18 protein-coding genes are annotated in these 21,025 nt (G+C 62.8%); 6 read left to right on the forward strand and 12 right to left on the reverse strand.

The window, feature by feature from the left end; translation table 11 throughout:
* Positions 1-88 precede the first annotated feature (88 nt).
* The 6 genes from Q2941_RS08195 to Q2941_RS08220 form a co-directional block, all read right to left on the reverse strand.
* A complete protein-coding gene (locus tag Q2941_RS08195; protein ID WP_458192146.1) occupies positions 89-670 on the reverse strand; it encodes a histidine phosphatase family protein in 582 nt (193 codons plus the stop codon).
* Positions 671-673: 3 nt separating this feature from the next.
* The gene (locus Q2941_RS08200; RefSeq protein ID WP_458192147.1) at positions 674-1,765 is read right to left on the reverse strand and encodes an ABC transporter ATP-binding protein; all 1,092 of its coding nucleotides are present in this window, start codon (positions 1,763-1,765) and stop codon (positions 674-676) included.
* 9 nt (positions 1,766-1,774) lie between these two features.
* On the reverse strand, positions 1,775-2,608 hold the full coding sequence (locus Q2941_RS08205) for a carbohydrate ABC transporter permease (RefSeq protein WP_027524153.1): 834 nt from the start codon (positions 2,606-2,608) through the stop codon (positions 1,775-1,777).
* 9 nt (positions 2,609-2,617) lie between these two features.
* Positions 2,618-3,535, reverse strand: a complete 918-nt coding sequence (locus Q2941_RS08210) for a carbohydrate ABC transporter permease (RefSeq protein ID WP_027524152.1) — start codon at positions 3,533-3,535, stop codon at positions 2,618-2,620.
* A 175-nt stretch (positions 3,536-3,710) separates the two neighbouring features.
* Positions 3,711-4,973 carry an ABC transporter substrate-binding protein gene (locus Q2941_RS08215; protein WP_254111992.1) on the reverse strand — a complete coding sequence of 421 codons (1,263 nt, stop codon included), beginning with the start codon at positions 4,971-4,973 and terminating at the stop codon, positions 3,711-3,713.
* A 1-nt stretch (position 4,974) separates the two neighbouring features.
* Entirely contained in the window at positions 4,975-5,859 is an 885-nt protein-coding gene (locus Q2941_RS08220; protein WP_254111991.1) for an N-acetylmuramic acid 6-phosphate etherase, read from the reverse strand.
* Between the two features lie 153 nt (positions 5,860-6,012).
* On the opposite strand from Q2941_RS08220, the gene Q2941_RS08225 reads away from it, so the two are divergent.
* From Q2941_RS08225 to Q2941_RS08245, 5 genes are read left to right on the forward strand one after another with little or no spacing between them, the layout of a single operon-like run.
* Positions 6,013-6,891: a glucosamine kinase nucleotide-binding domain-containing protein gene (locus Q2941_RS08225; protein ID WP_254111990.1), complete on the forward strand. Its 879-nt coding sequence runs from the start codon at positions 6,013-6,015 to the stop codon at positions 6,889-6,891.
* Positions 6,882-7,637, forward strand: a complete 756-nt coding sequence (locus Q2941_RS08230) for a GntR family transcriptional regulator (RefSeq protein WP_458192148.1) — start codon at positions 6,882-6,884, stop codon at positions 7,635-7,637. The genes Q2941_RS08225 and Q2941_RS08230 overlap by 10 nt, the downstream gene beginning before the upstream one ends.
* On the forward strand, positions 7,634-8,659 hold the full coding sequence (locus Q2941_RS08235) for an SIS domain-containing protein (protein ID WP_458192149.1): 1,026 nt from the start codon (positions 7,634-7,636) through the stop codon (positions 8,657-8,659). The genes Q2941_RS08230 and Q2941_RS08235 overlap by 4 nt, the downstream gene beginning before the upstream one ends.
* Positions 8,659-9,798 (forward strand): N-acetylglucosamine-6-phosphate deacetylase, encoded by a 1,140-nt coding sequence (nagA, locus tag Q2941_RS08240; protein ID WP_458192150.1) that lies wholly within the window; start codon positions 8,659-8,661, stop codon positions 9,796-9,798. The genes Q2941_RS08235 and nagA overlap by 1 nt, the downstream gene beginning before the upstream one ends.
* A 48-nt stretch (positions 9,799-9,846) precedes the next feature.
* The gene (locus Q2941_RS08245) at positions 9,847-10,944 is read left to right on the forward strand and encodes a Gfo/Idh/MocA family protein (protein WP_458192151.1); all 1,098 of its coding nucleotides are present in this window, start codon (positions 9,847-9,849) and stop codon (positions 10,942-10,944) included.
* Between the two features lie 231 nt (positions 10,945-11,175).
* On the opposite strand, the gene Q2941_RS08250 is transcribed toward Q2941_RS08245, so the two are convergent.
* Positions 11,176-12,657 carry a porin gene (locus tag Q2941_RS08250; RefSeq protein ID WP_027524145.1) on the reverse strand — a complete coding sequence of 494 codons (1,482 nt, stop codon included), beginning with the start codon at positions 12,655-12,657 and terminating at the stop codon, positions 11,176-11,178.
* A 556-nt stretch (positions 12,658-13,213) separates the two neighbouring features.
* Between Q2941_RS08250 and Q2941_RS08255 the strand changes: the two genes are divergently transcribed.
* Positions 13,214-13,693: a MarR family winged helix-turn-helix transcriptional regulator gene (locus Q2941_RS08255; RefSeq protein ID WP_027524144.1), complete on the forward strand. Its 480-nt coding sequence runs from the start codon at positions 13,214-13,216 to the stop codon at positions 13,691-13,693.
* A 103-nt stretch (positions 13,694-13,796) separates the two neighbouring features.
* Here the strand turns inward: Q2941_RS08255 and Q2941_RS08260 are convergent, their stop codons facing one another.
* From Q2941_RS08260 to Q2941_RS08280, 5 genes are all read right to left on the reverse strand, one after another.
* Positions 13,797-14,858, reverse strand: coding sequence for an alpha/beta hydrolase family protein (locus Q2941_RS08260; protein WP_458192152.1), 1,062 nt, complete (start codon positions 14,856-14,858; stop codon positions 13,797-13,799).
* Between the two features lie 570 nt (positions 14,859-15,428).
* The gene (locus tag Q2941_RS08265; RefSeq protein ID WP_458192153.1) at positions 15,429-17,786 is read right to left on the reverse strand and encodes a glycoside hydrolase family 31 protein; all 2,358 of its coding nucleotides are present in this window, start codon (positions 17,784-17,786) and stop codon (positions 15,429-15,431) included.
* A 51-nt stretch (positions 17,787-17,837) separates the two neighbouring features.
* Positions 17,838-18,911, reverse strand: a complete 1,074-nt coding sequence (locus tag Q2941_RS08270; protein ID WP_458192154.1) for an ABC transporter ATP-binding protein — start codon at positions 18,909-18,911, stop codon at positions 17,838-17,840.
* A gap of 16 nt (positions 18,912-18,927) precedes the next feature.
* Positions 18,928-19,977 carry a carbohydrate ABC transporter permease gene (locus Q2941_RS08275; RefSeq protein WP_458192155.1) on the reverse strand — a complete coding sequence of 350 codons (1,050 nt, stop codon included), beginning with the start codon at positions 19,975-19,977 and terminating at the stop codon, positions 18,928-18,930.
* A complete protein-coding gene (locus Q2941_RS08280) occupies positions 19,974-21,017 on the reverse strand; it encodes a carbohydrate ABC transporter permease (protein ID WP_458192156.1) in 1,044 nt (347 codons plus the stop codon). The genes Q2941_RS08275 and Q2941_RS08280 overlap by 4 nt, the downstream gene beginning before the upstream one ends.
* Positions 21,018-21,025 lie beyond the last annotated feature (8 nt).

The following is a 21,025-nucleotide window of genomic DNA, read 5'->3' on the forward strand; positions in this document are numbered from 1 at the left end:
CCGGGAGACGCTTGATATTGTCGTACAAGGGGCGCTTCGGGGCCTCCAAAAACGGCCACTTGCGATCGGGATCCGCCCCACGGCAAGATCAGAGGTCTTCGAGGCGACGCCAGGAATGTTGCACACGGCGGTCCTCTTTGCTGAACGCGAAATAGTAACCGCCGCCGCCGCCGGGCTGGTCATGCGTTCGATCAATCGCAAAGCCCGAATAATGGCAATACAGCAGAGTGCCGACACCACCGTGCCCGACAAAGAGCGCATCGCCCGGTTTTTCCCGAGCCAAGACGTGTTCGACCTCGCGTACGATGCGCAACTGGGCATCAACCGCGCGCTCCCAGCCCCGAACGCTGATTTGGGGCTGCGCAAAAAACTGATCGGCCACCCCCTGAAATTCGTCAGGCATCAGGAATCCGGTTGCGGATCGATCATTCTCATGCATCGCTTCCCGCACCTCTACCTCGAGGCTCAGCTTCGCGGCGATGATCTCGGCCGTCTCGATCGCCTTCCGCTCGCCACTGGAGATGATCTGCGTAGTGCGCGAGAGCTGCCGCGTGCCCGCGACTGCGTGGGTGCGAGCCCTCCCGATCTCACTCAGGCTCCAGGACGGGACCGGGATCGCCGGATCAATGTCCACCTGGGGATGGGTGAGATAGCGTACGAGGCTCGTCATGAGCTAGGCATCATTCTGCGTCGTGACCCGCAGGCCCGCGGCATCGAAAACGTGCACGTCCCGAGCTGCGGCGATGAGCGTAGCCCGCTCGCCGGGTATCGGGGTCTCCCTGCCGCGCACCTCGGCAACGAACAGCCTGTCGTCGGCACGGCGCACATAGGCAAAGGAAGCTTCGCCGAGCCGTTCGACCAGTTCGACGACGCCTTCCACGGCGAAGGGACCGTCTTCCCCTCGGCCGAGATGCTCCGGACGGACACCGACCGTCAGCGAGTCGCCGACCTTCAATGATGTCGCCGGTAGATCGAAGCTGCGAAAGCCGGGTCCCGAGATGCGTGCGCAGCCGCCCTCGACGCTGCCAACCTTCGCTTCGAAAAAATTCATCGCAGGCGAGCCGATGAAGCCGGCAACGAACAGATTGGCCGGCGCGTAGTAGAGATCGAGCGGCCTGCCGACCTGCTCAATGCAGCCCTTGTTCATCACGACGATCCGGTCGGCCAGTGTCATCGCCTCGACCTGGTCGTGCGTGACATAGACGATCGTCGACTTCAGCATTCGATGCAGATTCGCGATCTCGACGCGTGTCGAGACGCGCAAGGCCGCATCGAGATTGGAGAGCGGCTCGTCAAACAGGAAAACGGCAGGCTCGCGCACGATCGCACGACCAATCGCAACGCGCTGACGCTGACCGCCGGAGAGATCGCGCGGATAGCGCTCGAGCAATTCGTCGAGCCGCAGCATGCGGGCAGCCTCCGCGACGCGCCGGTCGCGCTCGGCCGGCGGAACCCCCGTGAATTTCAACCCGAACGTCATGTTCTTGCGCACGTTCATATGCGGATAGAGCGCGTAGGACTGGAACACCATCGCGATGCCGCGCTCGGCGGGCGCGAGCGTGTTGACAAGCTTGCCGGCGATTTGGATGTCGCCACCCGACGCACCGTCGAGCCCGGCAATCATCCGCAGAAGCGTCGACTTGCCGCACCCTGACGGCCCGACGAGAACGACGAATTCGCCGTCCTCGATGTCCAGGTTGACGTCGTTGAGCACGGTCGTCGCGCCATAACGCTTGTTGAGGTGCTCGATGCGCAGATTGGCCATTCTGACAACCTATTTGACTGCGCCGGAGGTGAGGCCTGCGATGAGTTGGCGCGAGAGGATCACGTAGATCAAGACGACCGGCAGGATCGCCATCGACAGCGCGGCGAGCACCGAATTCCAGTCGGTGATGTACTGGCCAAGAAACTGCTGCACGCCGAGCGTGACCGTATGCGTCGAATCGCTCGACGTCAGGATCAATGGAAACCAGAGATCGTTCCAGATCGGCACGATGGTGAAGACAGCGACGGTCGCGATCGCCGGGCGCAGCAACGGCGCGACCACCTCGAAGAAGATGCGGGTTTCCGGAACACCGTCGCAGCGCGCGGCATCGCGCAGGTCCTTGGGGATCTGCTGGATGAACTCGCTCAATATGAAGATCGACATCGGCAGGCCTTGCGCGACGTAGACGAGAACCAGGGCCGTCAGCGTGTCGTTGAGGCCAGCCGAGCGCATCATGTTGAGGATCGCGACGGAGCCAAGCCGGATCGGCACCATGATGCCGATCGACAGAAACAGTGCGAGCGCCGTCGAACCACGAAAGCGGTATTCGGTCAGCGCCCAGGCCGCCATCGCGCCAAACAGCAGCACGAGCGCCATGCTGACGAGGGTCACGATCAGCGAATTCGAATAGTAGGTCAGGATATGGGAGGAGCGAAAAACCTTCTCATAGCCGACGAGGCTGAAGGTTGTGGCATCCGGCAGCGCGAGCGGGCTGCCGAAGATGGCGCTGCGCACCTTGAACGAATTCATCACGACGAGCAGGATCGGACCTACCGCCAGCACGCTGTAGGCGATCAGGACGAGATGGACACTGAGGCTTTTCGCGCGCTGCTCCGCCGTCATGCCCGCCCCTCAGAAAGCGTAACGGCGGACGCGCCGCTGCACGAGGAAGAGATAGAGACAGAGGCCGAGGAGGATGATGAAGAACATCACGGTCGCGACCGCAGAGCCCATCGTCGGATTTCCGAGTTGGAGCTGATTGCCGAAGAAGGTGCGGTAGAAAAACGTGCCGAGAATGTCGGTCGCGAAATTCGGCCCCGCAAGCGCGCCCTTGACCGAATAGATCAGATCGAAAGCGTTGAAGTTGGCGACGAAGGTCAGGACCGAGACCAGGCTAATCGTCGGCAGGACGAGCGGAAGCTTGATGTGGAAGAAGATGCGGAAATGCCCGAGCCCGTCGACGCGCGCCGCGTCGATGAGTTCTTCGGGGATGTTGAGCAGCGCGGCATAGATCAGCATCATCGGGATGCCGACGAATTGCCAAACGGAAATGAGGGACAGGGTTACGAGCGCGCTCGATTCGAGACCCAGCCAGGGAGCGAACAGTGAGCCCAACCCAACGGCCTTCAAGGCGCCGGAAGCAACGCCCCAGAGCGGGGAAAGGATCAGGTTCCAGGAGAATCCGACGATGACAACCGACAGCATCGTCGGCAGAAACATGACGGTGCGGTAAAAGCCCTTGAGCCTCAAGCCCGGCAGGCTCAGCAATCCTGCGAGCGCAATACCGATCGGATTCTGCACGCACATGTGCACGGCAAAGAAGATCAGATTGTTGCCGAAGGCATTCCAGAACGGCTTCGACCACAGCGCGTCGCCGAGCAGCGTTTCGAAGTTGGCGAGCCCGACGAAATACCGCGCTCCCGATGGATCGCTCGTGTAGGTCGAGAGCGCCATCGTCGCGACGAGCGGATAGATCGAGAACAGGGTGTAGATCGCGACCGCCGGTCCGAGAAAGAACAGCAGAAGGCCCGCGAGTTTTGCGCGAGGCATCTGGGCGGTGATGTTCGAGACCGATTCGGGCATGACGGAAAGAGATCAAACCTAAAGTGAGTTATCGTCCCTCTCCGCGCTTGAGGCTCGCGCCATGGGTTAGCGGAGTGTGCAGCAACTATCGAATAAAACAAGGAAGTCCCTCTCCCCGCGAGAGCGGGGAGAGGGACTGGCGTCATTTAGCGGGCTTGTACCACTTGTCGAGGCCGTCCTGCAGTTGCTTGCCGGCGGCATCAGGCGTCAGCTTGCCGTTGACGACCTGCGCCGACACGTTCCAAAGCTCGTTTTCGAGATTCGGCGTACCGCGCGACAGGATCTGGTACGAGTTGCGGATCGTCGACTTGCAGTTCTGGCGCCATCCGACCATCGTCGCCGCGACGTCGTCCTCGACCTTCACTGGCGTCTTGGCGAGGGAGAAGAAGCCGGGAAGGGAGTTGGCGTAGATCGTCGCGAATTCCGGCGTCGTCAGCCATTCCAGAAACTTCTTGGCATCTTCCTTGTTCTTCGACGCAGCGTTGACGCCCATCGCGATGTCGGTGTGATCGGAGATATAGCAATCCGCCGTGCCAGCCGGCTGCGGCGGCGGGAACGCACCCATGGCAAATTTCGCCTGGCCGCGGAACGTCGAGATATCCCACGAGCCAGCCGCATAGATCGCGCCCTTGCCGAGCGAGAACAGGTTCTGACTGTCTGCGTAGGTCTGCGCCTGGAAACCCGATCCGAGATACGGCGCCCAGCTGGCGATTTCCTTGAACGCTGCGACGTATTGCGGGTCGGTGAGCTTCTCTTTGCCGGCAATCAGATTGGCGCGACCGGTCTCGCCTTTCCAATAGTCGGGGCCGATGTTCTGGAAGCCCATGGTCGCGGCCTCCCACTGGTCAGCCGTGCCCATCACCAACGGGACGTAGGTCCCGTCCTTCTTGAATTTCTCAAGTACGGCGTGGAATTCCTCGAGCGTCTTCGGCTCGGACACGCCGACCTTGGCGAAAGCTTCCTTGTTGTAGATGAACCCGGCGATGACGGAAGCGATTGGGACGCAGAAGGTGGTTTTGCCGTCGTCGGTTTGCCATGCGGCCTTTGCGACATCAGAGAAATTGTCCATGCCCTTGAGGCCGTCCACCGCGTCGAGCTGATGCTTCTGATAAAGCGCGAGCGAGGCATCGAACGGACGGCACGTAATGAGGTCGCCGGCAGTACCACCATCGAGCCGCGCGTTGAGGGCGGCGTTGTATTCCTTGGGCGCCGAGGGCGCGAATTCGACCTTGATGTCGGGATAATGCTTGTTGAAGGCGGGAATGATCTTCGAATTCCAGATGTCGGCGTCGTCATTGCGCCAGCTCTCGATCTTCAACGAGCCTGCCTGGGCCGACGCAAGCCCCGCAAGCAACGCCAACGCGGCAACCTCAGCTCCCATTGCAGCCTTGAATGTCCGTCTCATGCTACGCTCCCTTGTTCGGGCCTTCGCCCGTGATCCCGTTGACGCTTGCGCGGCGCAACGCGTCGTCTATCCGGCCTTCCGCAGCAGCCAGCCACGTGACCGCTTCGCTCATGCTGACGATACCGCAGGCAACCAGGATTGCCGGCTTGACCTCACCGCCGGCCTCGCGCAGCGCCGCTTCCGCTTTGGCATCGCTGACGCCGGCGATTGTTGCGACGATCCCGCGCGCCCGCTCGCGCAATTTCGCATTATCGGCCTTCAGATTGACCATCAGGCCCTGATGGATGTGACCAAGCTCGAATCCCATCAATGATGAGAGCATGCCGAGCGCGGCCTTTTGCGCAGCTCCGGCCGCGAGCCGGGTCGAGCCGCGCAGCGCCTCCTCCCCGCTCTCGAGCAGGATCGACGCGTCGGCACCGACGAGCAAGGGCGAACCTTGACGATGCGCAATGCCAATCACGAAAGCGCCGCGACGGCGCGCCTCTGCGGCGGCCGCGACCGTGAACGGCGTCGAGCCGCTCGCCGATACGACGATCACGGCATCACGAGAGAGGTCACCGAGCCCGGTCATAGCCCGCTCGCCGGCTGCGGCATCGTCCTCCGCGGCCCCATCGATGCGGAACGGCTCGGTTGTCCCGCCGGGCAGGACAATTGCGATGCGGCTTTCATCGAGGCCGAACGTGCCAGGAAGCTCGGCTGCATCTTCGGCCGCTGCAAGACCGGAGGAGCCTGCGCCCGCGTAGACCAGGCGCCCGCCTGCTCGCCAGATCGCAGCAAGGCGAAGCGCGGCGGCGCGGATGTCGGCGGAGGCAGCTGCGACTGAAGCAATCGCTCGGCGATACGATGCGAGCATCGCCTCCGCAAACATCGCCTCATTGACAATCACGACACCGTCCGTGCCGCGCCACCTCTCCCCGTCCGTCTCCAAGTTCGGCAGTACCGACATCGTGAATACCAATGGTAGATACCTCTTGTATTTGTTTTAGCCATATGACATACCACTTGTCTAGAGGCGTTAAGAAATTTTTTAGGAGGCTCCTTGGCGACGGCCCAGTTCTTCCTCGGTGTGGACGGCGGCGCGACGCGTTGCCGCGCGAGACTGCGGGATTCGTCTGGCCGCGAGCTCGGGCGCGGCCTCGGGCCGGCTTCGAACATCTATCTCGATTTCGACGAGGCCATGCGGGTCGTTCGTGAAACGATCGAGTCCGCGATCGCCGACGGCGCGCCAAGGCAGGAAATCGCAGTCGGCCTTAGCCTTGCGGGGCTTTCGGACGACAAGGAAGCGGAGCGTGTCTCCGCTGCCCTGCCCGGCTTTGCGCGCATCGTCGCAGTCAATGATGCTGTCGCCGCCTGCGTCGGTGCCAATGGCCTCGGCGACGGCGGCCTGATCATCGCGGGCACGGGCTCGGCAGGCATCGCTCGCGTGGGAGCTCGAACGACCATCATCGGCGGGCGCGGTTTCTGGCTCGGCGACGACGGATCTGCCGCACGCCTCGGCGAGTCGGCGTTGCGCGCGACGCTGCGTGCGATCGATGGCCTCGAGCCGATGAGCGGACTCTCGCAGGCGCTCGGGCGCCATTTCGATTACGATCCATTGCGGATGAGCCGCTGGGCAGCGGACGCGAGGCCCAGAGACTACGGCGCCTTCGCACCCCAGATCCTGGACGTCGCCAGGTCCGGAGATATGCGCGCGCGCGAAATTGTCGGCGAAGCAGCCAGCGCGATCGCCGCGCTTGCGAACGCGCTGAATGCGCTTGGCGCCGAGCGCATAGCGCTCGCTGGCGGCTTCGGTGAGCCCTTGCGTCCCTTCCTGCCGCCTGACGTGGCCAAGCGCCTCGCCCCGCCGCGGCGCGATGCGGTCGACGGCGCAATCCTGCTCGCCGGCGGAACGCTCGCGGAGGACGCAGCATGTCCATGACGGTCGAAACCGCGCCGGGTCAGAAGCTCTATCGTGCCGTGGTCGACGCGCTTCGGCGCGAGATTGAGACCGGACGCTTCGCGGAGACGCAATTGCTTCCGGCCGAGCGCGTATTGTGCGAACTGCTCGACGTATCGCGCACCACGCTGCGCAAGGCGATTGCCGATCTGATCGCCGAAGGCGTGCTGTTTCATCGCCATGGCGCCGGGACCTTCATCCATCGCGCAACGCCGCGCGTCGAACAGCCCTCGTCGCGCCTGACGAGTTTCACGGAAGACATGCGGCTGCGCGGATTGGAGGCGAGTTCGCGCGAGCTTGAGCGCGGCGTGTTCCTGCCGACGCCGGAAGAGGCCATGATGCTTGGCGTACGGCCGAACGAACGCGTGTTCCGGCTCGGCCGCCTGCGCCTGGCCGACGGTTCGCCCATGGCGATCGAACGCGCCGCCGTGCCGATACGCTATCTGCCTGAACAGGATTCGGTCGGCGGCTCGCTCTACGAGGCGCTCTCCGCGCGAGGCTTCAAGCCCACCCGGGGCCTGCAGCGCTTGCGTGCGACCCTCGTCGATCATGTGGATGCGGAACTACTTGGCGTCGCAGCGGACAGCCCGGCGCTCTATATCCAGCGCATCGCCTACCTTGCCGACGGATCCTGCGTCGAGTTCACGAAATCCTGGTACCGCGCCGACGCCTATGATTTCGTCTCCGAACTCACGCTGTCGCCACCGACCCGAAAGGCGTACCGATGACGACCCACATGCTTCAGGAGATCGGCGAGGCAGGCGAAGCGGTCGCGCGCCAGCTTGGCCAGAATGCGGAGCGGCTCGCTGAACTTGGGGCGCGCCTGCGCGCCCTCGATCCGCCACTCGTCGCAACCATCGCCCGCGGCTCATCGGATTGCTGCGCGCTCTATCTGAAATACCTCGTCGAGATTGTTTCGGGGGTGCCTTGTGCCTCTATCGGCCCCTCCATCGCGACGCTTTATCGTACGCCGATGCGGCTCGAAGGCGGCGTTTCCGTCGCGATCTCGCAATCGGGACGCAGCCCGGACATCGTCGAAATGCAGCGCGCCGCACGGCGTGGCGGTGCACTGGCGGTCGCACTGGTCAACGACGTGACCTCACCGCTCGCGCAAGAGGCCGAAGTGCTTCTGCCGCTGTGTGCCGGCACGGAACGTTCCGTCGCTGCGACCAAATCGATGGTTGCAGGTCTCGTCGCGGGCGCGAGCCTCGTCGCGGCCTGGCGCGAGGATCGGCAGCTCGCAGACGCCCTCACCGGCCTGCCGGACGTCCTGCGCGGGCAAGCGGCGCCGCCGCCCGCGACGATGCTGGAGAGACTCGCAAATGCCCGCAGCGCCTTCGTGCTCGGCCGTGGCGCGACGCTTGCGATCGCCGCGGAGGCGGCGCTGAAGCTCAAGGAGACCTGCGCGATTCACGCCGAGGCCTACTCCGCGGCGGAGGTACTGCACGGCCCGGCCGAACTTGTGGCCTCGGGCTTTCCCGTCATTGCCTTCCTGCCGTCCGACGCGGCGCGCGAAGGCATGCTGCCGACACTCACGGCCCTGACCAATGCCGGCGCGACGGTGATCACGATCGAGGCGGGCGGCGCTGACGAGGCCGATCGTCTCGCGACGGCAAAAGTCGAGGCGACGCTGCTGGAGCCCATCGTCATGATCCACCGCTTCTACCGCCTTGCCGAGGCGCTTGCGCTCCGGCTCGGGCGTGATCCCGACCGCCCGCGCAACCTGCGCAAGGTGACGGAGACTGTTTGATGACCATACTATCCGGCGCGCGAATTTTTGATGGCGAGCGTTTTCTCGACGACCACGCCGTCGTCGTCGAGGGCGGGCGCATCGCGGCAATCGTCCCTCACTCCGAGAGACCTCACGGCGCCGCGCACGATCTCGGTGGCGGCCTGCTCGCGCCCGGCTATATCGATGTGCAGGTCAATGGCGGTGGGGGCGTTCTTTTCAACGAGGATCCAACGCCCGAGGGCATCGCCCGTATCGCCGACGCGCATCGCAACCACGGGACCGTCGGGCTGCTGCCGACGCTGATAACCGACGCGCCGCAAGTGACGACCACCGCCATTGCCGCCGCGTGCGAGGCGTGGCGTCTGACGCCGGCGTCGCTCGGCATCCATCTGGAAGGGCCGTTCCTGGATCCGCGCCGCAAGGGCGCGCATGAGCTGAGGTACATCCGCAACCTCGGGCCCGACGACGTCGCGACGATCGTCGGAGCAAATTGCGGCTCGGTCATGCTGACGCTCGCGCCCAATCGGGTCGGGGTGGAGAGCATCGCCGAACTTGCCCGTCATGGCGTGCTCGTCTCGCTCGGCCACTCCGATGCGACCTACAAAGAGGCGCGCGCCGCGGTCGAAGCCGGCGCGCGCGCGTTCACCCATCTATTCAATGCGATGAGTGCGCCGGCCGTTCGCGAGGCGGGCATGGTCGGTGCCGCGCTCGATCTTGACGAGCCGTTCGTCGGCATCATCGCCGACGGCCATCACGTGCATGAGGCGAACCTGCGCATCGCGCTTGCCGCCAAGCGTCGCGATCGTTTCATGCTCATTACCGACGCGATGCCGCCGGCGGCCGGTGGTCCCGATCAATTCGATCTGCTGGGCCGCCGCGTGACGAACGTTGATGGTTGCCTGCGGCTCGACGATGACACGCTCGCCGGCTCGGTGCTGACCATGGACGAGGCAGTGCGTTATGCCGTCAACGTCCTGAGGCTCGATCTCGCCGATGCACTCGCGATGGCCTCGCGCGTCCCGGCGACGTTTCTGCGGCGTGAGACCGAGCTCGGGCGCATCGCGCCCGGATATCTGGCGAGCCTCGTGCATCTCGACGACGATTTGCGCGTGCACGAAACCTGGATCGAGGGCCGACCGACTGCCAACGGCGCCTAATGCATAGATCTGGCGGGCGTTGTTTCGATTGAAGGACGCGATTGAGCCATGTCTTCTTCATCTTCGTCGACAGCGCAGCCCCTCCGCGTTCTCGTGGTTGGCCTCGGCACCATGGGAACCAGCCACGCCCGCGCCTACCGGGCGATCGAAGGCTTCGAACTCGCTGGCCTCTGCACGTCTCGCGCGGCCGATCGCCAAGACCTCGAGGCCGAGTTTCCCGGCCTGCCGCGTTTCGAACGATACGACGAGGCACTCGCGACGCTGCGTCCTGACGCCGTCGCGATTTGCACCTACACCGAGCATCACGCCGCCATGGCGCTAAGGGCATTCGCGGCAGGCGCGCACGTGTTCTGCGAAAAGCCGCTCGCCGACACGCTGGAAGACGCAAAGCGCGTCGTCGACGCGGCGCGCGCGAGCGCAAAGGCGCTGCTGATCGGCTATATCCTCCGCGTCCATCCGTCGTGGTCGCGCTTCGTCGAGATCGGCCGGACGCTCGGAAAGCCACTCGTGATGCGCATGAATCTCAACCAGCAATCGGCCGGCTCGTTCTGGGAGGTTCACAAGAAGCTCATGCTGTCGACCTCGCCGATCGTCGATTGCGGCGTGCATTATGTCGACATCATGTGCCAGGTGGCGCGCTCGCGGCCGGTCGCGGTGCACGCAGTCGGGGCGCGACTCACGGACGAGATCGCGCCTGGCATGTACAACTACGGCCATCTTCATATCACGTTCGAAGACGGATCGGTTGGCTGGTACGAGGTTGGCTGGGGACCGATGATGAGCGAGACCGCTCATTTCGTGAAGGACATCATCGGGCCGAACGGCAGCGTGTCGATCGTTGCAAAGGAAAGCACGGACGCGACTGCGCGTTCGGCGGACCATGACACCCATACGCGCACCAACGCGATTCGCATCCATCACGCGGCTCTGAACTCGGAACGCGACTTCGCGAGGCCCGATGAACTCCTCTCCACCGAAGACGAACCCGGTCATCAGGAGCTCTGCGAGCGCGAGCAGCAGCTGTTTCTGAAGGCGATCCGCGGCGAGATCGATCTGTCCGAGCATCACGAGGCCGCGATCAACTCGCTGAGCATCGTCTTTGCCGCCGACGCCAGCGTTCGAAGCGGCGAAGTCGTACACCTGTAGCGACTGATTTTCGGATGCACTCGTGGCACGCAATGCCTGGCCCGGCAGGGAGCAGGACACGATCAGAGCATTGAACACCCGTAGTGAGCTCGTCGATGTCCTCTCGCGGCCAACGAAGCGGGACGGCTTTGACCTGTGTGTGTGCAAACGCCATCGCTACGCCGCAACGTCCGCAAAGAAAAACCCCGGCGGTTGCCCGCCGGGGTTCTCTGATCGGTCGAAAGATCGATCTTAGAAGTTGCGCTGAGCGCGGAGGAGCATGCTGACCGAGCTCTGGTCCTTCAGCTCATACACGCCTGCCGGCTTGGCAGCGGCAGCAACGCCCGGGCTCGCGATGGTGCCCGAGTACTTCTGGTCCAGATGCGACCAGTTGACGTCCGCCGTGAAGGCCAGGTTCTTGACCGGGGTCCACACGGTGTTGACACCGATCACAGCGAAGTTGAAGTCGGGGTTGCAGGTACCGACGAGGCCGAGCAACGTAACAGCGTTGGCGCAGATCGCGGTCTTGCCACCGTCACCGTACCGCACGGAGCCGTAGCCACCGTAGATGCCGCTCGCCACGTTCGGGGTCCAGTTGTGGGTATAACCACCGCGGAAGCCCCAGGTCTTCACAGACTCGATCGACGAGCCGGTGGTGAAGACACCATCAGCAATGCCGGCGATTCCGACGCTCTGGTACGCGCCGATGCCGCTGCCGCTGTACATGAAGAAGGTCTGCGGGAACAGGCTCTGGAAGTTGTAGCGAGACGCGCCATCCGTGTAGACGGCCTGCAGGTTGATGCTGTCGCCAGGTCCGGTCGGGATGTTCTTGATCGACAACGCACCCTGGATCGCCCAGCCCCACTTGTCAGCCGGGTGACCGGTGAGTTCCGTGGCGCCGTAGTAGGCGGGATGCATGTCATGAGCGGCAACCGAGATCTGGGCCAGACCCCAGGCCTGGTCGACACGGATCGCACCAACGATGTCGGGAGAACGCGTTCCACCCCAATCGTTGGTGCCATAGATGCCCTGAACCATGTTGGCAGCCGTCGCACCCGACAGATTCCAGAGGTTCGAATTGCCGCCTGCCGACGTGGTGATGTCCTGCAACGCGATCGAGCCGGTGATGCCCTGGCCGAAGTCAGCCGTGTAAGCGACCTGGTTCACGCCGGTGACGTGGTTGGAACCGCCCGGAATGGTGTCGGGACCGCCAGCCGGATAGCTCTGCCACGGAGCGTCGAACACCGAGACCGTGCGGCCGAAGGTGAAGCCAGCGAACTGGATGAACGCGTGGTAGAGGCCGAGCGAGGCCGAACCGTCCGCGGCGCCCTGCGCCGAGCCGTTGCTGCCGCTCACGGTGTTGCTGGTCCAGGTGAAGACCATATCGGCGTAGGTGCGAACCACGCCATACTCGGTCGCCGTGCGGGTATCGACGGTCAGGTCCATACGAGCGCGGCTGTACCAGTAGTTGGTCAGACGGTTGTTCGAACCCTGGTTCGCGCCTTGCTGGAAGGAATAGTCGCCTGCGCCAACCGAGGTGTCCGCACGGACGTAGCCGCCGAACTTGATGCAGGTATCAGTGCCCGGCATGTAGTAGAAGCCTGCGCCGTACAGCGAGCAGATCTTCACGTATTCGACCGCCTTGGCCTTCACGGGGAGATCGGCTGCCTGTGCTCCGCCAACGGCGATCAGAGCCGCCGCCGAGCCAAGCATAAGGCTCTTCGTCAATTTCATTTGATTAACCTCCAAGTTGGTGTTGGGCGACTTGGACGCGATCGACGATCGCGGCCTCCGGCCCTCAATTCCCCATTCGTCCGCACCCGGGTTCCGGCTGCGGAAACGACTTCAAGGTGCCCCCCTCCGTCGCTAGGTTCGATATAATTTAACGAAACAATCATCTCAATTGATTGTTTTGATCAATTAACGGTTCGCGACGACCTGTTGTATGAGCGCAACACCACCAAATTCGAGGGGTTTTGGTCACATTTCGCGCCGAATAACAGCAAAAAACCCTCGGGGGGCATCCCGAGGGTTTCCTTGGAGGTTTAGCGAGTGGCGTTTCAGAACCCTTTGTTGAAAGAGTTTGAGCTGCTCCTAAACACCAGAGATGATTATTTTAATTAATTGATATTTGCAAGCCCATATTTGAGCCGATGCTTGCCGCCGTTTGGTTGCAAAAGTTGAGTATATTGCCTCGGTGGATAACGAATATCTGAGAGCAAAATCATTTGAGATAACCGTAAAGTAGCTAAAAGGCCCCTGGTGCCTTCAACCTCGCCGGAACTCAAAAATGATCGAGAAAAACCTCGACCGAGCAATCAAGGATTTCATTTGGAATGTGGTCGAGATCCACTCCCAATTGGAGGAGATCCATAAGAGCTGGGCCGAGCTCCTCGGCATCACAGAACCGCAATGGCTGATTCTGATGGCCATTGAAGAGTTGGATGAGGGGCAAGGCGTGGCTGGAATCGATGTTGCGGGCAAGTTGCGGATTCACCCGGCATTCGTCACCAATCAGACGAAGAGTCTCGAGAAGAGCGGATTGTTGTCGCGAGTGACTCGTGCGGACGACGCGCGTTATGTCTTGATGTCTCTTACAGCCAAGGCACAAGCGGAAATTGCGAAGCTCGCCAAGAGGAAACTTGCTCTAAACTCGACAATGTTCAACGAGTTCGACGAGAAAACCTTGGCAGACATCAACGCCGCGCTGGCGACGATTGCGAAGAATGCGCGGCTGGCATCCCGCCTGCTGGCGATAGATATCTCCTGAACCTTCAGCAGCTTGTTGACTGGCGCATAGGTAAGGGCCCCAAACTCGAACGAGCCACAGAGCGGACATCTTTGGACTTGATCTGCTTGCCGCTGGCAGCCTGCTACAAGTAATTTATCGGTTCAAATTGCCGATGCGGTCCGAGTTTTCGCTCAAGCCAATCGAGAACGAAATCGTCCTTCGTGACGAAATTTTCAAGCTCCCCCGAGCCCCGAGATATTGCAATGGAGCAATCCACTCCGGCAAGCTTGCAGTCGGCTTGCAGTTCAAGAGCATCCTGCTGGTCGACCATCGCCCGACCACCGGCTACAATCAGGACCGGACAGCGCATTCGCTGCACCAGTTGTAGACTAGACGTCCGCGCGCGGTCGGTGGCCGGGTCCCAGATTCCAGTCATCCAGCCCACGTTCGCTCGATGTCGGACCGCTGTCCAAAGTCCGCCGTCACAAACAGCCGCAACTATCCTGCGGTCGGTTGCAGCGATGCGCGACGCATGACTGGCGGCCATTCTCTCACCGCTGACAGCAATTCGGTCGGCATCGACATCCGATCGACTTTCCAAATAGTTCACCCAACTCGCCAAGAAGGCTTCAGGCCCGAACAGACGATGCCTTGATGCATCTTCTCCTCGAACAACCAAGATCGACAAATTGCGCCCCTCAGCCGCAGGCAGAAGCCGGCTCAAGCTCGTATCGACGGACGATTCTTCGTCGCTAATGCAAATGACCACGGGCGCAGGCCGTGCGCGACACGCGGGGGGCAGAAAGCACCCGGCAAGCCGCACTTGATCAAAAGGCTCAATCTCTACCCGCTCCACGCGACGAGGCTCACAGGCCTCGAAACTCCTGAGACTAGCCTCCATCCGGTCCTCAAGCGCGATGCTCGATGAACTCCCTGGATCAGCGAGCTCTCTTGCCACCTCAAAAGCTGTCAGGGCGCAAAACCAGGATTCACTGGATGACGTTTGCAACTTTTTCCTGATGGCGAACTCAGCCGAATCCCGATAGCGATCACCAACCGTCATCCAGTTGTGAATCCAGCGGTCGCGATCTCCAGGAGCCGCAACCAACAAATTGTCAAGAAATGCCGCTGCAGCGTGCCGCACATCTGCAAGGTTGGCGCTGGCGTTCGTCATAGATGCCTGCGGCCACCAATCGCCGTCCATGTCCCCCTCCGAAGGCCTGCTCTCCAACTCCCATAGGCACCCCTCCTTGGTTTTCGCCCGACCGTCCCCTCAACGCGTCCCTTGTCCATATCGCGAGCAGGCGAACTTGCCTGCACGAGACGCCGGCAAGACGCGCAATCACGATTGTCGGGAATACGACTTAACGAAGATTAGATTTTTGATCAGCTCGGTCAACCCTTGTCGGCGAACATAAATGCAGGCAACGATGACCAAGATTGTGTGATCGTTTCATTTGGTTTCCGAAGCCTGGACCAAAGCCCCGCCATGAATCGTGGCGACACAAGCTTCATCCAGGACTGCATCAACCCTTCGGCATTCTCCAACGTGGCCCCAAGGACCTGCATGCCCATCTCGGGCTTTTCTTGCAAGAGCGGGCGGTATTCTTACGGGAAAAGCTTGCCGAACTTGGCATTCCCTTTGTGGCCGGCATCGGCGGGCAAGCCGACGCGGCCTGGCGCAGCCCCCTCTCAGGTGGCGGCAACCGCATTGGTGCAGGCCGTCACGCGACCATGCGTGACGCGTCATGTAAGCTTTCGCGTCTGCTGCGCGCTATCCAGTCGCCCCGAGCTCAAGTGTGACAGGTCCTTCGATCGTGCCGAAGGTCAGGGGCCCCGCCACTCCGACCGGCCTCACATGCAAACGGTTGAATGCCGGGCGGAAGCCGCCTTGCGCCCTTGCCGTCAATTCCAGGCCGGCAGCCTTCCGGCACAATTGGAAGGACAGAAGCAGAGCATCTGTGCGCCAGGCCGCCATGTCGCCGTCGTCCTCATAGAGATCGGCAGTGGCATGCGACGCCGGTGAGCCGAAGACCATGAGCGACCGCTCGCCCGGATTGCCGGCCAAATCGATATCAACGACCGGAATCATGGCTCCAGCACGGACGAACACAGGCAGGCGTCCAAGGGGCGCGGCGACCTGCACAGTCTCACCATCTGAGAAATGCCGGCCATCGTGCCAGTCGTACCAGCCACCTTCATGGGCAGGTAGCTGGACGCGGCGATCGGAAGCGCCCTCCTCGAGCACGGGCGCGACGAGCAGATCGGGGCCGACCATGAAGGCGTCCTCGACTTCCCTCACCGCCGCATCATCAGGGAAATCCCAGAACAGCGGGCGCACCACGGGCTCATGGTCGCGGCTGGCGCGCCACATCTGCGTGTAAAGGTAGGGCAGCAGCCGGTGCCGCATCCCGATCACCGCTCGCACCTGCGGCAGCACGGATGCGTGCATCCAGGGCAGAGTGACCGAACCGTCGTCGTTCCACGAGTTCATGATCATGCGCGGCCAGAGTGCGCAGAACTCGACGAAGCGGCACAGCAACTCCGGGCTTGGCCTCGGGCCATGAAAGCCGCCGACATCGTGGCCGATGTTGAACAGCCCCGACAGGCTCATGTTGAGGCCCTGGGTGAGATTGAAGCGCAGCGTCTTCCAGGCGGTCTTGTTGTCTCCCGACCAGGTCTGGCCATAGCGCGCAAGTCCCGCCGGCCCGCCGCGGGTGATGACATAGGGCCGCCGCGAGGAGGATCGATCCGCCTGTGCCTCGAAGGATAGCTTCGTCATCAGCAACGCCTGTGCCGGACGCGCCAGCACCTGGGCGAAGGGGCGACCATCGCCGGCACAGACCGCGTCCTCATCCCAGATCTCGAACTCATTGTTGTCGTTCCACATGGAAACGACGCCATGATCGAGCAGCGCATGCTCGATGCCCGCGCGCCACCACCGGCGTCCGTCGGGATTGGTGAAGTCGACGTGAAAGCCGACGCCGTCCCAAAACTGCGCGACGGCCGGGGCTTTCGTCGCCCCGTCCTTCACCAGAATGCCGGCGTCGATGGCCTCGGTGAGCCGCGGATGATCGTCGAGCAGACACGGCTTGATGTTGGTCACCGGCTGCATGCCGGCTTCGACCAGCCGCGCCATGGTCACCGATGGATCGGGAAACTTGTCGTGATTCCAATTGAATACGTAGCGCCGCCCGCCGATCGAGGTATAGCCGGAGCCGAAATGGAAGCTGTCGCAACGGATGGCGTGGCGGCTGCAGTCGGCGATGAAGTCCATGACCCGCCGGTCGGCGTCGGGCGCATCCGCGATCGCCATCGACGTGACACCGAACCCGAGCGACCAGCGCGGCGCAAAGGCCTGGCCCCCCGTGAGCCAGGAGAAACGACGCACGACCTCGCGCACACCGGGCCCCGAGAGCACGTAGAAGTCGAGGTCGCCATCATCGGCGCGATAAGACCGGAACGTGCCGTGATAGTTATCGATCGTGCAGCCGAGATCGACAGATCCGGTGGCGAGATTGTCGTAGAAAATGCCGTGAGCGCCTTGCGGCCCGTCGACGATGACGAACGGCAGCATCTTGTAGAGGGGATCGCTCAGCTCGGCATCGAACCCGCAAGGGTCTACGGCGTCGATGGCAAAGCGCCGTCCTGTGCGATCGAGCGGTCCGGCTTTGTCGCCGAGGCCGTAATGGCGCTCGTCCGGATGACGCGCCATCATGTGCGCGATGGCCGGCGTTTTGTTGGAGACGAAATAGGCCTGCGTCGGCCGGTCGCGCAGAAATGGCTCGACCTCGCCGTCTCGCCGCCAGGCAACGCCGAACGGGCGAAGCGTGACCTCGGCCGTCAGCCCCTCCGCGGCAATGGTGACGGTGCCCTCGCCCATTGAGACCGTCACCGCGGGATTGACGAAGCCCGACAGATCGTCGCGGTCGCGCCCGCCATACGGCGGCTCGATGCCGCCAGGTGCCAGCGACCAGCCACGATCAAACCGAAAGCCGCCAGCACGCCGAAGCGTCACCCGGCCGAGATCGCGCTCAAGGATGCGCACCGCGACGGTGGCCCCCTGCCCGACGTCGAACATTGCGGCTCCGCCCTCGCAACCGCGATAGCGGCCCTCAACCAGGGCTTTCATATCTCAGCACTCCATCATTGACATTGCTCTATCGTCGCCTGCCCTCAGGATTCAGCGGCCGGGCCGCACGGCAGCCCCTTCGGCGTCGAACAGGTGAAGGTGGGCCGGCTCGAAACGAACCCGGAGAGCCTCGCCGCGCCCCCGCAGCGCCTGACCGTTCTGGCGCACCGTGATCTGCGGCAAGCCGGGCGCGCTGCCATAGAAATACGTGTCGCCGCCGAGCTGTTCGACGAGGTCGATGGTGAGTGCGAGATCGGCGCCCTCCGCGGCGAGCGCGATATGCTCGGGACGTACGCCGAGCGTCGCCGATGCGCCCGCGGCGAGTGAGCCCGTCGTTACCTTGATCGGTTCACTGGCCTCACTGAGGCGTACCAGCCCCGGCGACACCACCTGCACCGGCAACAGATTCATGCGCGGCGAGCCGATGAAGCCCGCAACAAAGAGATTGTCCGGCCGATTGTACAGGTCGAGCGGCGTGCCAACCTGCTCGATGCGGCCGCCGCGCAGCACGACGATGCGGTCTGCCATGGTCATCGCCTCGACCTGATCATGGGTGACGTAGATCATGGTGCCGCCGATCTCCGCATGCAGCGCCGCAAGCTCCTTGCGGGTGGCAACGCGCAGTTCGGCATCAAGGTTGGACAACGGCTCGTCGAGCAGGAATATCTTGGGATCGCGGACGATCGCGCGACCGATCGCCACGCGCTGCCGCTGGCCGCCCGACAGCGCCTTCGGCTTGCGCTCGAGATACTCGGTGAGGCGCAGCATCGCGGCCGCGCGCCGAACCCGGGCGTCGATCTCGGTACGCGCAAGACCCATGTTCTCGAGCGCGAAGGCCATGTTCTTGTAGACGCTCATGTGCGGATAGAGCGCATAGGACTGGAATACCATAGCGAGCCCCCGGTCGGACGCTGGCACGCGCGTGACGTCGAGGCCATCGATCGCAATCTCGCCGTCGGTCACCTCCTCGAGCCCGGCGATGATGCGCAGCAAGGTCGACTTTCCGCAGCCGGACGGGCCGACGAAGACGATGAATTCGCCGTCCGCGATCGCAAGATCGACGCCGTGGATCACGGCGATCGTCCCGTAGGCCTTGCGGACGCCCTTGAGAGTCAGGCCAGCCATGAAGACATCCCCGCCATCATTTCATCCCCGTATTGGCTATTCCGGTGGCGATGAAGCGCTGCAGAAACACGAAGACAAGAGCCACCGGGATCAGCGACACCACAGTCATCGCCAGGAGATAATTCCACTGGGTCTGCAGCTCGCCCTGGAAGGCGTTGAGACCGATCTGCAGCGTGAAGGATTCGGACTTGGTGAGCACCGCGAGCGGCCACAGAAACTCATTCCATCGCCACATGATGGAGAAGATGGCGAGCACTGCCAGAGCCGGCGCCGCCAGCGGCATGACGATCCGCCAGTAGATTTGCCACTCGCTTGCCTTGTCCATGCGGGCCGCCTCGATGAGGTCGCGCGGCAGCGTCAGCATGTATTGCCGTAACAGAAAGACGCCTGTGGGCGTCGCGGCGCCCGGAAGAATGACCGCCCAGAGCGAATTGACGAGACCGAGTTTCGTGACGACGAGATAGACCGGCACGAGAATGATGGTGATCGGGATCATGAGCGTGCCGATCACCATCAGCATGGCAACGGTCTTGCCTCTGAATTCGTAGATGGAGAGAGCATAGGCTGCCATCGAATTGATAAGCAGTGTGATCAGAGTTGCGATCGTCGTGACGAACACCGAGTTCCACAGATAGTGCGTGAAGGCGAATTTCTGGAGCGGCTCGGTGTAATTCGCGGTCACGAAACTCAAGTGCCGAACCGGCGCGAGCTTGGCGGTTGGCACGCGATATTGCTGTTTAGGATCGGCCGGATCGATCATCTGGGCGATCAGCCCGATGCGCCGAACTTGCGCTAGCTCGCGACGCTCGCCATTGTCGAGGGTGGCTGCAAAAAGCGGCAGCGGCTGCGGATAGCCCTGCACCCTGACCTCCTGCTGGGACAGCGGCAGCAGCGAGGGCGGAAATTCCAGGAGGCTTGCCTGGGTCTTGAACGAGGACAGGACCAGCCATACGACAGGTCCGAACATTAGCACGACGCCAAGCCCGAGATAGGCGTAAGCGGCGATGTCGGTCCAATGCCAGTGCCCGCTCCGACGGCGGGCGCGCAGGAGCTGAATTGGCTTCATGAGGCGCTCCGGGTGCGAGACAGCTGCGCCAGCGTGAGCAGAAACAGCACCACGCCGAGCACAATCGACGCCGCCGCGGCGAGGCCGAAATTCTGCACCTGGCTCGCAAATGCCGTCTCGTAGATGTACTGCACGATCATCAGGGTTGCGGTACCCGGTCCGCCGCCGGTCAGCACGAACACCTCATCGAACGTCTGCACGCCGCGGATCAGCGCCAGCACGATCACCACGATGAGGTTCGGCCAGAGCAGCGGCAGCGTGATCCGCCAGAACACGCGCCAACGCGGCGTCGCGTCCATCTGGGCCGCTTCGTAGAGATCGGCTGGAATGGCCTGCAACCCCGCAAGCAGGATGAGGGTGCCCATATGCGCCCAGACCGAGACGAACACTGACCAGAACATCGCCCAGCCCGGGTCGACGAAGAACAGGATCTTCTGCCCGCCGATCGTGGTGAGCCCGGCGTTCAGCAGGCCGTCGCGCTGCAGGATCCATTTCCAGACCAGCGCAACCACGACCGGCGACAGCAGCACCGGAAAGAAATATACCGCGCGAAAGAAGCCGCGGCCGCGGATCCGCATGTTCAGGACCAGCGCGGTGACGAGCGAAAGCGCCACCATGGATACGAGCTGGAACATGGTGAAACGCAGCGTATTGGCAACGCCGCGCCAGAAATGATCGACCCGGCACGAAGCTGGATCGAGGAAGGAGCCGCAATCGAACAGATAGGCGTACTGATCGGTTCCGACATAGGGTCGCTGCGAAGGAAACAGCGACTCCCCACCGGTGAACGAAAACACCAGATCGATCGCAAGCGGGACGAACACGAACAGCGAGAAGAAAACGAGGTTCGGCAGCAGAAAGACATAGGCCATCCGCCGCTCGCCGATGAGCCGCTGCAACAGGCGCATCGGACGGTCAACGAGGCGCAGCAGGGTCCCAAGCACTGCACCGAGCGCTGTCTCGCCCGCGCGCCGCAAACGCGCCAGCAGCGGGACGGTCGGCGCGGCCTGCGGTTCAATGCCGGTTGGCAAATCAGTCATGCCGTGAT

The sequence above is a fragment of the Bradyrhizobium sp. UFLA05-153 genome (assembly GCF_054185185.1).

Coding starts and splice junctions, on each gene's coding strand:
- Q2941_RS08195 (WP_458192146.1), bottom strand. CDS start 670: ATGACGAGCCTCGTACGCTATCTCACCCATCCCCAGGTGGACATTGAT.
- Q2941_RS08200 (WP_458192147.1), bottom strand. CDS start 1,765: ATGGCCAATCTGCGCATCGAGCACCTCAACAAGCGTTATGGCGCGACG.
- Q2941_RS08205 (WP_027524153.1), bottom strand. CDS start 2,608: ATGACGGCGGAGCAGCGCGCGAAAAGCCTCAGTGTCCATCTCGTCCTG.
- Q2941_RS08210 (WP_027524152.1), bottom strand. CDS start 3,535: ATGCCTCGCGCAAAACTCGCGGGCCTTCTGCTGTTCTTTCTCGGACCG.
- Q2941_RS08215 (WP_254111992.1), bottom strand. CDS start 4,973: ATGAGACGGACATTCAAGGCTGCAATGGGAGCTGAGGTTGCCGCGTTG.
- Q2941_RS08230 (WP_458192148.1), top strand. CDS start 6,882: ATGTCCATGACGGTCGAAACCGCGCCGGGTCAGAAGCTCTATCGTGCC.
- Q2941_RS08235 (WP_458192149.1), top strand. CDS start 7,634: ATGACGACCCACATGCTTCAGGAGATCGGCGAGGCAGGCGAAGCGGTC.
- nagA (WP_458192150.1), top strand. CDS start 8,659: ATGACCATACTATCCGGCGCGCGAATTTTTGATGGCGAGCGTTTTCTC.
- Q2941_RS08245 (WP_458192151.1), top strand. CDS start 9,847: ATGTCTTCTTCATCTTCGTCGACAGCGCAGCCCCTCCGCGTTCTCGTG.
- Q2941_RS08250 (WP_027524145.1), bottom strand. CDS start 12,657: ATGAAATTGACGAAGAGCCTTATGCTTGGCTCGGCGGCGGCTCTGATC.
- Q2941_RS08255 (WP_027524144.1), top strand. CDS start 13,214: ATGATCGAGAAAAACCTCGACCGAGCAATCAAGGATTTCATTTGGAAT.
- Q2941_RS08260 (WP_458192152.1), bottom strand. CDS start 14,858: ATGGACGGCGATTGGTGGCCGCAGGCATCTATGACGAACGCCAGCGCC.
- Q2941_RS08265 (WP_458192153.1), bottom strand. CDS start 17,786: ATGAAAGCCCTGGTTGAGGGCCGCTATCGCGGTTGCGAGGGCGGAGCC.
- Q2941_RS08270 (WP_458192154.1), bottom strand. CDS start 18,911: ATGGCTGGCCTGACTCTCAAGGGCGTCCGCAAGGCCTACGGGACGATC.
- Q2941_RS08275 (WP_458192155.1), bottom strand. CDS start 19,977: ATGAAGCCAATTCAGCTCCTGCGCGCCCGCCGTCGGAGCGGGCACTGG.
- Q2941_RS08280 (WP_458192156.1), bottom strand. CDS start 21,017: ATGACTGATTTGCCAACCGGCATTGAACCGCAGGCCGCGCCGACCGTC.